This window comes from Niastella sp. OAS944 (assembly GCA_024809215.1).
In the GTDB taxonomy this organism is placed as follows: domain Bacteria; phylum Bacteroidota; class Bacteroidia; order Chitinophagales; family Chitinophagaceae; genus Niastella.
This window is the reverse complement of sequence record JANUBW010000008.1, coordinates 98,484-112,542: the sequence shown is the minus strand read 5'-3', so window position 1 is coordinate 112,542 and position 14,059 is coordinate 98,484. Positions and strand designations below refer to the sequence as shown.

The window sequence follows — 14,059 nt, the reverse complement described above, 5'->3', positions numbered from 1 at the left end:
GCGAGGCTTGCAATACTCGTCAACTCGTTAACCAGTTAACTCATTAACTGCCCTCCAACAACTTTATCACCTCCATCAACTTTTCAACTCCTTGTCAACGTGTTAACTTGTCAACTCTTCCCTTTATAAATTATAAAGCGCTCAACGCATGCTCACTCTCATGCCCGGCCAACAAACTCTCAATAGCCGTATCATATTTATCTTTCCAACTTTGAACAGTGCCCCAATTGTTACCATCAACAGTAACGGTACCAGTGGTAACCTGTCCCAGTTGCTCGTAAGGGTGATTGCCCAATATTTTTTTGAATGCTTCTACCTTATCGGCTTTCACGCTTACCACCACACGGCTTTGCGCCTCACCAAACCAATATGCATCTTTACGCACATCGGCTTTTGCAGCTTTTACATCGAAGCCCAGTCCGCGGTTGAAAGAAGATTCGATCAACGCAATGAACAATCCACCTTCGCTGGTATCGTGGGCCGATTCAATAACACGGGCTTTGATAAGCTCAGCGATCTTATTTTGTAAAGCAGCTTCTTCTTCCAGGTTGAAATGCGGGGCTGGTGAGAACTCCACATTCTTAATTTTATGCAGGTACTCACTTGAGTTGATATCACTTCTGCTGGTACCTACCAGGAACAGCTGATCGCCGGCCTGTTTATAATCCATGGTCATTTTATCATCTACGCTATCTAACAAACCAACCATACCAATAGTTGGGGTTGGATAAACAGCGCCATCGGGGTTCTGGTTGTAGAAACTTACGTTACCACCGGTTACAGGGGTATCGAATTTCACACAAGCTTCGCTCATACCTTTTAACGCATATACAAACTGGTAGTATACCTGCGGATCGTATGGGTTACCAAAGTTCAAACAGTTGGTAATACCCAGGGGCTGACCACCACTGCACACAATGTTACGGGCAGCTTCAGAAACAGCTATCATACCACCAATGAACGGATCGGCATATACATACCGGCTGTTACAATCGGTTGTAAGCGCCAGGCCTTTATTGGTTGGTTTAGCAACAACAACTGCTGCGTCGGCAGGCGTATTGGTTGTTGAGGTACCAGCACCAACCATGCTATCGTATTGTACATACACCCAACGTTTGTTGGCGATGTTTGGAATAGTAATAAGTTGCTCAGCCACTGCCTTCAGGTCGGCAGGCACTTCAATGCTATCGGCTTTGAAAGCTTTTATTTTTTCGAAGTAAGCAGGCTCTTTATACTCGCGGGTATATTGGGGAGCACCGCCACCTAATACTAATTCATTGGCAGGAAGTGAAGCTTCCAATTCGCCATTCATATAGAAATGAAGAATGCCATCGTTGGTAACCTCGCCTATTTCAGAACATGGAAGGTCCCATTTATCGAACACAGCCTGAACTGCAGCTTCCTTGCCTTTTTCAACCACCATCAACATACGCTCCTGGCTTTCGCTCAGCAACAGTTCCCAGGCCTTCATATTTTTTTGACGTGTAGGCACTTTCTCGAGGTCGATGCGCATACCTACTTCGCCTTTGGCGCTCATTTCGGCGGTAGAACAAATGATACCGGCGGCACCCATATCCTGCATACCTACTACGGCGCCGGTCTTAATAACTTCTAAACAAGCCTCCAGCAGTTTCTTTTCCTGGAAGGGGTCGCCCACCTGTACGGCAGGTAATTCTTCGGCACTTTCGGCAGTGATATCGGCAGAAGCGAAAGAAGCGCCACCAATACCGTCTTTACCGGTTGCAGAACCTACAAAGAATACGGGGTTGCCAATTCCTTTTGCGGTTGCTGAAATGGTTTCACCATTCTTAACTATACCCACGCTCATGGCATTTACGAGGGGGTTGGTATGATAACATTGTTCAAAGTAAATTTCACCACCAACGGTAGGTACGCCAAAGCAATTGCCATAGTGGCCAATGCCATGTACTACGCCGGCCAGCAGGTGCTGGGTCTTTGCTTCTTTCAGATTACCAAAACGAAGCGAGTTGAGCGAGGCAATTGGCCTTGCGCCCATAGTAAAAATATCGCGGTGAATACCACCTACGCCGGTTGCTGCGCCCTGAAACGGCTCAATGGCCGAAGGGTGGTTATGAGATTCTATTTTAAATACAACACCGAAGCCATCGCCAATATCCATTAAACCCGCGTTCTCCTCACCAGCCTTCACCAGCATTTTTTTGCCTTCGCGGGGCAATGTTTTCAACCACTTAATTGAATTTTTGTAACTGCAATGCTCACTCCACATACCGCTGAATGCGCACAATTCGGTAAAATTGGGCGTACGGCCGAGTTTTTGTTTTATCAGTTCAAATTCTTCCTCGGTAAGACGTAGTTGTTTAGCCGTTTTTACTGTTACTTCCATGTTAATTGTATGTAAAATGCTGATTGAGTGTTAATTTGCTGTCGAGAGATAGTTCCCCCAAAACTCAACCGGCGTTTTTAAGAAAGCGCAAAAGTACAAACAGTCTGTGATCTAATTGATAAATTTATCCCTATTTACCAGGTCATGATAATTGCATTTGTTTATAACAATAAAGCCTTTTTGCCCGAGATGGACGCTTACGAGCGCTTCTTTTCGGGCTACAATATAAAATGTGAGCTGGTTAACAAAAACGATCTGGGCCTTATGCACCGCCATGTTGAGTGGTGGATGATGCCCGCCGACCTTACCAAACCCAAAGAGGGGATCTATAAAATTCACGATTATTGCTCCTCCTCGGTGCCACCCTGGCGCTGGTGGAAGAACTGGTGGAAAAGTTTTTTTAATGCCCAACCCGATTTCCGGCTGTTTTTAAATGAATATGTTCGAAAAACGCTCAATTTTCACGATCAGATCCCTTTTGGTTACCGCGATATTGGCGTACCGGAACACTGGCTGCTCACCGATCCTTTTTTGCATGAACGGGAATATGATTTTGTGTATACCGGCGATCTTTCGCCCGTACGGCAGATCGACAACCTGCTGAACTGCTTCAGCACCGGGCAAATGAAAGACTACACCCTTCTGGTAATAGGAAAGAATTACGAAAACCTGCAAAATGCCTATGCCAGGTACCAGAATATTGTATTTATGGGTCCCCTGCCCTACAATTCAATGGACTCCTATATATTAAAGGCGCGCTTTGGCATTAACTACGTTATTGATAAAGAACCATTTAATAAACAAAGCTCAATACGCCTGCTCGAATATGCCGCCCTTGGCCTGCCCATTGTTACCACGCAATACGAATGGGTAGAACAGTTTCAGCAACAGTACGGCGGTAATTTCTTTTACCTGAACCCCAACCTCAGCAACTTTACCTGGCAGCAGGTAAATGGCCTCCCCTACTCAAAACCCGATGTGGAAAGCTTTACATGGGAACAGCAGATCCGGCGAAGTGGGGTGTTAGAATTCTTAGAATCGAAGTTTCCAGAGTTGAAGTTTTGAGGATATCAGGTGGAGTTTCAGGTTTCAGGTTACAGGTTTCAGGTTACAAGAAATGCAGTTTTGGGGTACCGGTTTCCGGTAACCAGGAAATACAGTTACCAGGAACCTCGTTGCCTGGGAGAAAATCTGAAAGTAATGGCGAGCCATGAACTAAAGCCCTGGAAACTGGAATACAGGTAACCGGCATCTGTATTTTTTATTCCCTGTAACCTGTACCTTGTAACCTGTAACAGCATTTTGCAATGACTATCAGCTTCATTCATCCACATAAAGCATTTATGCCCGAGATAATAGCTTATGTTGATTTTTTTTCGGCCCATAATATAAAAACGCAGGTAGTGAGTTCGCCCGGTGAGCAACAATTACCGGCCGATGTGGAGTGGCATTTTATGGGGCGCCATACCAGCCGCAATAAAAAAGTGATAACCATTCATGAATATGCTTCTGCATCGGTGCCGCCATTGAGCCAATTAAAAGATACCGTCAAAAAACTCATCAATACCAAACCCGATTACCGCATCTTCAATAATGAGTATGTACTAAAACAATTTCAGTTGAACGATGGTATTCCTTTTGGTATTCGCAATTACGGCATTCCATCGGGCACTGCACACCTATTGCCGGATGTAAATAAACAATATGATTTTGTATATATAGGTACAGTTGATAAAGGCCGGCAACTGGAATTACTGTTCAATTGTTTTGCGCATGGCGCATTAAAAGAACAAAGCCTGCTGGTGCTTTCACGGGCATATAATGAGGTAAGTGCCGCATATGCTGCAGCACCGAACATTACGTTCAAAGGCCCCATACCCTATAAGGAAATATATGCCTATATACAACAGGCGCGGTTTGGTATTAATTATATGCCCGATATTGTTCCATACAATCAACAAACCTCGGCCAAGTTCCTCGATTATTCGGCTTGTAAAATGCCGGTTATAACTACCGACTATGCCTGGGTGCGAAGCTTTCAACAACAATACGGCGGTAACTACTTTTACCTGCAACCCGGCCTCAAAAATTTTACCTGGGAAAATGTAAATTCATTCAATTACGAACAACCTGATTTAAGTAGTTGGACGTGGGAGAAGCAGATTCATCAATCAGGAGTATTGTCTTTCTTAGAATCGAAATTTTCTGATTTGAAATTTTGATCTGCACATTTGCATATTAGCAAATTAGCAAATTAACTACTCTGCCCAATCGGCGTTTAACGTAGCCACATATTCATCTATAACATTCTTAATACTGAACTTTTTGATCACGAGGGCGCGGCCATTGCGGCCAAGGCGGGAACGTTCTTCAACAGGCAGGTTAATGATCTTTTCCATTTTATCGGCCAGGTCGAACGGGTCGTGTATATTACAAAGAAAGCCGGTGCTGCCATTTACCACTACTTCTTTGCAACCACGGTTATTGCTGGTAATTACCGGCAACTCCATACTGGCGGCCTCCATAAGGCAACGCGGTACACCTTCATTATAAAAAGAGGGAAAAACAAAACAATCGGCCCGTTGTAAGAACGGGCGCACATCTTTGGCAAATCCGCCGTAATGGATCAATCCTTCTTTTTGCCAGCGGTCAAGGTCTTCTTGTGAAATACTGTCGGGGTGATGTTGCTCAAAAAACCCGATCAGTTCAAACCGCACATCGTAATGCTTTTTCTTTAAAATACGGGCCGCATCGGCATACAGGCTAATGCCCTTGCTTTTGAGCAGACGGGTGCTCATTAAAAATGTAAAAGGTGCATTCTCCTTGCGGGCGCTCCGCTGGGGAAACGAGAAATAGTCAGTATCAACCCCTTCACCGGGCAACACCTTTACCTTTTCGATATTTACAATATGTTCGTTGATGAATATTTTGGCGTCTTCATTGTTCAGGAACCAAACTTCACGGGTTTTGCGCAGGGCTCTTTTATATAGCAGTTTTACTACATGGTATAGCCAGTTGCGTTTGGCAAACGGATAGCCGAGGCCGGTAATTACGGCTACCGATGGAATACCTACAGCCGCAGCCGCCAATGACCCATAAATATTGGGTTTGGCCACGTAGTGAAAAATAAAATCGGGGGCATGTAAGCGATAAAGTTCCCGCAACTGGCGGTAAAATGCCATGTCTGCGGTTAAACTTTTGGTTTTATTGTTGAAATGAAGCGGAATGAAGCGGCAGCCGCACTTTTGCAGGTCGGCAGAGTACTCATCATCAGGTGCCAGCACCATTACCTCAAAACCCTTTGCCATGAGGTCACGGATCACATCTAACCTGAAATTGTACACCGACCACGCGCTGTTCGATACAAAGGCAATCAATTTATGAGCACGAACCATGCTATACATCAACAAATATTAGCTTCAAATTTATACATTTGGATGGGATAATCAAACGTGAAACGTAAAACGGCAAACGTGAAACGGAATACAGCTACAGGCTGCAAGCCGCAAGCTCCAGGTAAATACAGCTGAAAGCTGAAGGCCTAAGGCTAAAAGCGAATACAAAATACAGTTTAAAGGCAAAGAATCCTGGAACCTGTATTTGTATTACCTGGAAACCGGTAACTGGTATCCGGGAACTTTTGTATTTGCTTTTCCCTGAAACTTGTAACCTGGAACCATAACTTGCGACCACAATATGATCATAATAGGTATCATTTTCTATAGTATAGTATTCATTTTCCTCATACACCGCATCATCCGTAACAAAACGCAGTTAACGGTAACCGAATTATCGCTGGCCTTTATTTTTAAGGTGGCCCTGGGTTGTTTGTATGGATATATATATGGTCATTTTTATAATGGCGATGATACCTGGACGTTCCAAACACACTCTCTCGAAGAACTGCAGCTGATGCTAAACGATCCGGTGTTGTTCATTACCAAATTAGGGCCGGCCTACACCTTTGCTTGGCAGGGCGGCACATTTTGGGAGAATATGGGTGCCTGGATACACACCCTGGAAAATAACCTCATTATTAAAGTACTTACCATTGGCAACCTCTTTGGCGGTAGTAATTATTATATTAATGTAGTGTTCTTCAATTTTGTATTGTTCTGGGGGCATTACTGGCTTTTTAAATTGTATGTGCAGGAGTTTCCGCAAAAAAGAAAACAACTGTTGTTGCTTATCTTTTTCTTTCCGCCCCTGGTGTTCTGGCTAAGTGGTATTCGTGGCGATGGTTTGGTACTGTTCTTTCTGGCCCTGCTATTGGTGCATTTTCGCAGGTGGTTATATACTAATAATAAGTGGTCGGTACTTTATTTCGTTTTTGGCGTTTTTGGCATTATCATTTTCCGCAGCCAGGTATTACTATTATTAATACCGGCGCTGGCAGCCTGGTATATATCGGTAAAATTTAACCGAAAACCGTTGCCCACTTTCCTATTGGTATTTGCAACAGGTAGTTTACTCTTTTTTGCCACGGCCTGGCTTTCGCCACAAAAGAATTTACCGCAGGTTATTGCCCAACGGCAGCAGGCGTTTATGGCATTACAGGGCACCCGGTTCCCGCTCGATACCCTGCAACCTACCCTGGGCGGTTTTACCCGGGTTCTGCCTCAGGCCCTGAGCCATACATTTGTTCGACCTTATATATGGGAGGCCCAGGGGGCGCTGCAATTGATGACGGCGGCCGCTATCATAATTTTTTGGGGGCTCACAATTATATGTATTATAAAAAAAGAGATACATTGGAAAGCGATGCTTTGCAAACCGCTGATACTGTTTAGTTTGGGGTTTGGCATCACATTATACATATTTATAGGATATACCATTCCATTTCCGGGAGCCATTGTTCGGTACAAAGCAATTCCTGAGCTTTTATTGCTTGCAGTGCCGGTAATTTGTACAAATTGGGCCTTCCTACAGAAGATTAATAAAAAACTATATATTTAAAAAAATCGCATTTTTCACCCCTTTTTCAATTTTATTGAACCCACTAATGCCCATTTTTATGTGTTTTATCAAAAATATTGCGTCATAAATTCAATTTTTTTTTTTGAACCTGTAATTGTCTTTATTTTGCACAAAAGCAAAAATTTTAGTGATGGAATCATTACGTTTTAAAGCAATCAACGACCTGACCAGCCAGAACGGCCAGGACGTGGACGGTTCAACCAAAATTACTGGCATCTTCGGTGAGAATGTATTTACATTAAAAACTGCTCGTGAGTTTTTGAGTGATGAGGCTTATAAAAGTCTTAATGCCTCTATCAAGGGTGGTAAGAAAATTGACCGCGCCATGGCGAATCAAATCGCGGCTGGTCTTCGTCAGTGGGCAGAAACCAAAGGTGTTACTCACTATACACACTGGTTCCAACCTTTAACAGGTACTACTGCAGAAAAACACGATTCATTCTTTACACTGAAAGGCGATGGTACTGCGCTTGAAACTTTCGACGGTGATGCGCTGATACAACAAGAGCCAGATGCTTCTTCTTTCCCAAGCGGTGGTATTCGTGCAACTTTTGAGGCCCGTGGTTATACTGCATGGGATCCTTCTTCTCCTGCATTCATTATGGAGATTGGCCAGGGTAAAACACTTTGTATCCCTACTATCTTCGTTTCTTATACCGGTGAAACACTTGACTATAAAGCACCTTTATTAAAATCTCTGGAAGCTTTGAATAAAGCTGCCGTTGAAGTGTGCCACTATTTCGACAAAAACGTAAGCAAAGTACAAGCTACCCTGGGTTGGGAGCAAGAGTACTTCGTTATTGACGAAGCTTTCTTCAATGCCCGCCCTGACCTGGTTGTAGGTGGACGTACTGTATTCGGTCATTCACCTGCCAAAGGCCAACAGTTGGAAGACCACTACTTTGGTGCTATTCCCGACAGAATTTACGCTTTCATGCGCGATTTCGAGCAGGAGTCTTACAAACTGGGTATTCCTTTAAGAACCCGTCACAATGAGGTGGCGCCTGCTCAGTTCGAGTGCGCTCCTATCTTCGAAGAAGTTAGCGTGGCAGTTGACCACAACACCCTGTTGATGGATGTTATGGACCGCGTTGCCCGCCGTCATAAATTACGTGCGTTGTTGCATGAGAAACCATTTGCCGGCATTAACGGTAGTGGTAAACACAACAACTGGTCAATGGCTACAGATACCGGCATTAACCTGCTGGCTCCTGGTAAAACACCAAAGACCAACCTGATGTTCCTTACTTTCTTTGTAAACACCATCAAGGCTGTATTTGATTATTCTGACTTAATGCGTGCTTCTATCGCATCTGCCGGAAACGATCACCGCCTGGGTGCAAACGAAGCTCCTCCTGCTATCATCTCTGTATTCATTGGTCAATACCTGTACAAAGTGTTGAACGATGTTAAAGAAAGAGTAGGTGGTAAATTCGATGAGCAGGATGAGGCCATCCTGAAATTAGACCTGCACAGAAGCATTCCTGAGCTGTTGCTCGATAACACTGACCGTAACCGTACTTCACCGTTCGCGTTCACTGGTAACAAATTCGAGTTCCGCGCTGTAGGTTCTACTGCAAACTGTGCTAACCCCATGACCACCCTGAACACGATCATGGCCGAAACGCTGAAGAAATTCAAAAAGGATGTAGATACCTTAATTGAAAAAGGCGAGAAAAAAGAGATCGCTATCATGCACGTTATTCGCGAGTACATCGTAGCCAGCGAAAAAGTATTGTTCGAAGGCGACGGTTACAGCGACGAATGGCACCAGGAAGCTGAAAAACGCGGTTTACCAAACGTACGCACTACGCCAAAAGCGCTGGATGCTATGGTTACCGATAAAGCTAAAGGCCTGTTCGAAAGCAACAACGTGTTAACACACGTAGAGCTGGAAGCACGTCATGAAATTGAGCTTGAAAAATACATCAAGAAAGTACAAATTGAAGCCCGTGTAATGGGTGAGCTGGCAACCAGCCACATTTTACCAGCGGCTATCAAATATCAGAACGAACTGATTGCAAACATCAAAGGTTTGAAAGAAGTTGGTTTGCCAGAAGGAAGCTATGCTAACCAGAAACAAATCCTTACCAAAGTTTCTGAACATGTGAACAAAATGGCTGAACTGGTAGAAAAGATGATCCAGGCTCGTAAAAAAGCCAACGTTATCACTGATACCCGTGAGAAAGCTATCGCCTATTGCGATACTATTAAAGAAGCGTATTTTGATCAGATCCGTTACCATGCCGATAAGCTGGAATTGCTGGTAGGCGATGAGTACTGGCTGCTGCCAAAATACCGTGAGATGCTCTTCTTACGCTAATACACAGAATGTATCAACTAGGTATACTGACATGACAAGTAAGAGCCCCGGTCTGAATAAGGCTGGGGTTCTTCTTTTGGTGATGGCCAATGGTGAATAATGAGTTGGCTCGTGAAACGGTCCGCCAGCTGGCGGATGAAACGTGAAAGGGCTCGCGAATGTTGAAATTACAATGCAATCTTGCGCCGCCCGAAATTTAAGCTGATTGCGGACAAAATGCGCCCTTCGAAATTGGGCGTTTGCCGTTTCACGTTTCACGTTTGCCGACCTCCGACTTCCGACTTCTGACGTCCGACATCCTCCCCTATATCACCAATATCAACATTATCAACTTTTCAACCCTTCTTCTCCCCAAAGAAAAACAACCAACACTACTGCAGTAGCGCTGGTTGTTAGTTTGCTTTATTGGCACGCCATCTATGGGTTATTGAATAACCCGGGCCACAGGCGGCGAATACACCGTTTGGTTACCCTTGCCAATGGCAATTACGCGGAACCAGTAGCGTGCAACAGAATTCAGGTTATTGAACGTATGCTCACGGGTGAGCACTGTTTCACTAACCCAAACGCTGTCTGTAGAGAGCGGGTCGGCTGTATACTGGAATACATACGACTTTGCATTTGCTACTCTGCTTACACGAATACTTGCTGTACCGGGCAATTCGCTTATCACCTTTACCTCTTTGAAAGGCTGTAATTCCTGCGATTCATTTTTGAGCCCCGCAATTTCAAAACCACTTTGTAACAACATGGTTTTATCATTCTTACAGGTTTCAGTCACATAAACATTCAGAATATCGAGGTCCCTTACCAGATCAGCTTTTCTGTCGTTTTTAGCTGATGAAAGGGCCCTGTCTTTCCTGCTTGCTATGGAACCAGCCACTCTGAAATCATCACAGGATTTTTGCAAAATAGCCTTTACAAGTGGCGAATTGGTATAGATTGGATTATTATCCATTGTATCCAAGATCTGGTAACCAAACTTCAGCAGTTTCATATCACTGCTGGTTCTGTATTTGGTGCTAATTTTAATTGACATAAAAAACAATTTAAAGATTTAAAAAAAAGTGTTTAAACCATACGCTACTTATCGCAACCTTAACCTTTACCCATGACCATGCCTGTACATCACCGTATTCCGGTATATAACTTTAGCTCAACTACCAAAGTAAAGCGACGCAAGACGTCAATGAATTTAAGTGAATCAGGGCCTGGATGGGAGTTCGTATTGGCCAATACGAGGTGAGTGAAACTTACCGTTAGAATAACCTAAACTATTGCCGGATCCTGATACTAGCAACAATACTTTCGTTTGTTACTAACGGTTTGTATTTGTTAAAACAAAGATACGATGGCTGAAAAGCCATTTCCAAATTTTGGCAACATTTGGCAACACTTGGCAACAATTTAAGGGGTATACACTTAGTATCCTGTTCGGATACCGGTATTTTAAGTCCTTAAAGCTGTCCAATAAACTGACGATGGTCAGTTTATTAATCCTTCACTTGATCGCATTCTTCTAAAAAATAAATATTAAAATTTCGATTACATGCAACGGTCCTGTGCGTACTATACGTCACGCATTATTGAATGATGGCCGGCATAACATAATAACCGGCCCATAGTACATTAACAGCCATATTTATTGTATCTATCATTCAACTTATCTAACGGAGCAGCCAATTGGGCAAATGCTATTGTGCATTTATCGAATTCAACTATCTGTTGAGCGAAGGCAAAACCCCATTTGTCGAATTCAACAACCGATTTACTGAATTCTATAGGACTTTTGCAGTGTTCTTTGAGCAAAACAGCGAATTCTATAAAACATTTGCGGAATTCAATAGGCTGTTGAACGATTTCTATAAAACATTTGTTTAATTCAATAAGCCGCATGCTGAATTCTATAAATCTTTTGCAGATTTCTATAAGCAGTTAAGCGAATTCTATAAAACATCTGTCAAATTCAATAAGCAACGTGACGAATTCTATAATACATTTGCAAAATTCTACCGTCAATTGAGCGAATGTGATACTGAACTTGACGAATGCACTGGTAAATTCGCTATATGAACTACTGAATTTGATGATTGTGTTAAAGAATTAAGCATATGCACTGGTGAATTTGTCGAATTGATAGTCAAAATCGGTGAACGGGCCACAGAATTCGACAAATGAACAGGTAAAAGTGATGAATGAACAATTGAAAAGTGAAAATGGGTTAGAAAACTGCGGTAACTTAATGGTATGAAAAAGCAAAGTGCCGGAATAATACCATACAAGATCGTAAAAAAACAGTTGTTCTTTTTCATAGCGCATCCGGGCGGTCCGTTCTACCGCAAAAAAGATATTGGCTTCTGGACAATCGTAAAAGGAGAAATAGAAGAAGGTGAAGAGCCAATAAAATGTGCCATTCGGGAGTTTAAAGAGGAAACAGGAATAAGCATTACAAGCGACCTGATGCCCCTGACGCCCATAAAACAGAAAAGTGGCAAGTTGGTATATGCATGGGCGGTGGAGCAGGAAATTAACCCGGATAGCGTCAAAAGCAATATGTTTAAAATGGAATGGCCACCAAAGTCGGGGACTATGGCCGAATTTCCAGAGCTTGATAAATTTGAATGGTTCAACGTGCAGGCGACCATCGGGAAACTTCTACCAGCACAAACCCCTCTGGTATATGAAGTGATGGACCGTTTGCAGTTAAGCATATAAGGAAGAATAAGTTCAATTAATCCAAAATTCTATGTCCAAAACCCTATGTATCCTGGCCATTATTTTGTTTGGCCCCGTAGCAATCTTCGCTCAAAAAGTGTCTAAGGACGATCACCGTGACCTGGTAGAGCGTTCACAAGGTTTAAATACCACCATGTTCCTGAGCTCACTGGAGCAAGGCCGAATTGACGAAGCGATCTCCCTGATAGCCCCCGCTTTTTTGAACAGAAAGACAAAGTACAGAGATTCACTCACAGCGTATCACAAAGAGCTTTCACAGCTTACCAGCAACACAAAACTGAGCATTGTAGTGGTAACCCCTGATAAAAATTACAACACTTACAGGGCTATTTACCACAACCGCCAGGGTGATCATTTTTACCTGGACCTTTACTTTCACAAAGGCGAAACGGATTCAAAAATTGCCCGCATCAAAAAAATGCCGGTAAAAGAAAGCACCACCGAGAAAAAAGAAGTAGCCGCTAAAACAACTAAAAAGTCGGGCACAACAAAAGCCACCAAAAAGACTTCCACTACCAAAGGCAAAAAGAAAAGCCGTTTGGCATAAATAGTTAAAACAACGGTAAACAAGCCTGTGCGAGGAAAAGAATGGGTTTTCTGAGCACAGGCTTTCTTATTTTATTAATATTGCAACCCAATACCTGCTAATTAAAGTTGTATATTAATATCAAAATGAATATGGAAATAAAGCCAAAATTCGGAATAGGGGAATTTACCTTCGGCATGAAAGAAGCCGCAGTGATCGCAAAACTTGGCAAGCCCGATAAGACCATGAAAGATGAAGAAGATGAGGACCAACTGATATATCAATACAATAAACATAAATTACGCCTCACCTTTTATCTTGAACACGAAGGAAGACTGGGCTATATAAGAAGCGCCAACCCAAAGCTTACCTACCAGGGCAAACCGGTAATAAATGTCCCCATCGATCAAATCAAAAAAGATGTGCTGGGTAAATCAATTACCGAATGGGAAATTGAAGATTATGACTTTTTCAGTACTTACTTCAATGAAGAGAACTGGTTTATTTTACATGTAGAGTATGATGAGGTAACGGAGATAGAGCTGGGTGTAACATTTAAGAACGAAGATGAATACGACTGGAAGTAAAAAGTAAATTACATGAGCCAATCAACAACTCTTTTTAGACTATCGAAGGATAAGTTCAGCGAACTGGAGAACTCAGGCGGCAATTCATTTGAGCCATCATGGGCCAAAAACTATATAACACTTCAAGGATCATTTATGGCCCTTGAATTTATTTTATCAAAAGACCAGGATGATTCAACCATAGAACAGATACAGGAATTATTCAGTCCAAGCCAACAGATAGGCGGTCAAAACATTGGCATCGATGATCTTGATTCATTTGAGGAGTTTGACTTTGATGAAATGTCTATATCTTATCTCGATGCAGCAACCATTGGCGGCATACATAACACACTTGATAAAATATCGACCACAGAAATTGAAAGCTTATATGATGCCGACGAATTAAACAGCAATGGCATTTATCCGGAAGTATGGCAGGATGGTGATTCGAAAGACCAGGCGTTTAACTTTCGGCATGTAAGCGATGATTTTGCAGAACTTAAATCAATTATAAAGAAGGCAGCTGAAGAGGGGGATTATATTGTGGTGTTTGAGGGATAAGC

The 14,059-nt window shown here is 42.9% G+C and carries 11 protein-coding genes; 8 read left to right on the top strand and 3 right to left on the bottom strand.

The features are described from left to right. Window positions 1-130 precede the first annotated feature (130 nt). Entirely contained in the window at window positions 131-2,365 is a 2,235-nt protein-coding gene (gene purL, locus GGD38_RS26850; protein WP_375303175.1) for a phosphoribosylformylglycinamidine synthase subunit PurL, read from the bottom strand. Window positions 2,366-2,509: 144 nt separating this feature from the next. Between purL and GGD38_RS26845 the strand changes: the two genes are divergently transcribed. Beyond that, window positions 2,510-3,430, top strand: a complete 921-nt coding sequence (locus tag GGD38_RS26845; protein WP_375303176.1) for a glycosyltransferase — start codon at window positions 2,510-2,512, stop codon at window positions 3,428-3,430. Window positions 3,431-3,672: 242 nt separating this feature from the next. Beyond that, a complete protein-coding gene (locus GGD38_RS26840) occupies window positions 3,673-4,587 on the top strand; it encodes a hypothetical protein (protein ID WP_375303177.1) in 915 nt (304 codons plus the stop codon). 36 nt (window positions 4,588-4,623) lie between these two features. On the opposite strand, the gene GGD38_RS26835 is transcribed toward GGD38_RS26840, so the two are convergent. Continuing rightward, window positions 4,624-5,769 carry a glycosyltransferase family 4 protein gene (locus GGD38_RS26835; RefSeq protein ID WP_375303178.1) on the bottom strand — a complete coding sequence of 382 codons (1,146 nt, stop codon included), beginning with the start codon at window positions 5,767-5,769 and terminating at the stop codon, window positions 4,624-4,626. Window positions 5,770-6,061: 292 nt separating this feature from the next. On the opposite strand from GGD38_RS26835, the gene GGD38_RS26830 reads away from it, so the two are divergent. Continuing rightward, complete coding sequence (locus GGD38_RS26830; protein ID WP_375303179.1) at window positions 6,062-7,321, top strand: hypothetical protein; 1,260 nt, start codon at window positions 6,062-6,064, stop codon at window positions 7,319-7,321. Between the two features lie 151 nt (window positions 7,322-7,472). Next, window positions 7,473-9,665 carry a glutamine synthetase III gene (locus GGD38_RS26825; protein WP_375303180.1) on the top strand — a complete coding sequence of 731 codons (2,193 nt, stop codon included), beginning with the start codon at window positions 7,473-7,475 and terminating at the stop codon, window positions 9,663-9,665. A 424-nt stretch (window positions 9,666-10,089) separates the two neighbouring features. Here the strand turns inward: GGD38_RS26825 and GGD38_RS26820 are convergent, their stop codons facing one another. Further along, a complete protein-coding gene (locus tag GGD38_RS26820) occupies window positions 10,090-10,704 on the bottom strand; it encodes a hypothetical protein (protein ID WP_375303181.1) in 615 nt (204 codons plus the stop codon). 1,208 nt (window positions 10,705-11,912) lie between these two features. Between GGD38_RS26820 and GGD38_RS26815 the strand changes: the two genes are divergently transcribed. From GGD38_RS26815 to GGD38_RS26800, 4 genes are all read left to right on the top strand, one after another. Then, window positions 11,913-12,380 carry an NUDIX domain-containing protein gene (locus GGD38_RS26815; RefSeq protein WP_375303182.1) on the top strand — a complete coding sequence of 156 codons (468 nt, stop codon included), beginning with the start codon at window positions 11,913-11,915 and terminating at the stop codon, window positions 12,378-12,380. 31 nt (window positions 12,381-12,411) lie between these two features. Next, a complete protein-coding gene (locus GGD38_RS26810) occupies window positions 12,412-12,948 on the top strand; it encodes a hypothetical protein (RefSeq protein WP_375303183.1) in 537 nt (178 codons plus the stop codon). A 131-nt stretch (window positions 12,949-13,079) separates the two neighbouring features. After that, complete coding sequence (locus GGD38_RS26805; protein ID WP_375303184.1) at window positions 13,080-13,514, top strand: hypothetical protein; 435 nt, start codon at window positions 13,080-13,082, stop codon at window positions 13,512-13,514. Between the two features lie 12 nt (window positions 13,515-13,526). Beyond that, a complete protein-coding gene (locus GGD38_RS26800) occupies window positions 13,527-14,057 on the top strand; it encodes a DUF1877 family protein (protein ID WP_375303185.1) in 531 nt (176 codons plus the stop codon). Window positions 14,058-14,059 lie beyond the last annotated feature (2 nt).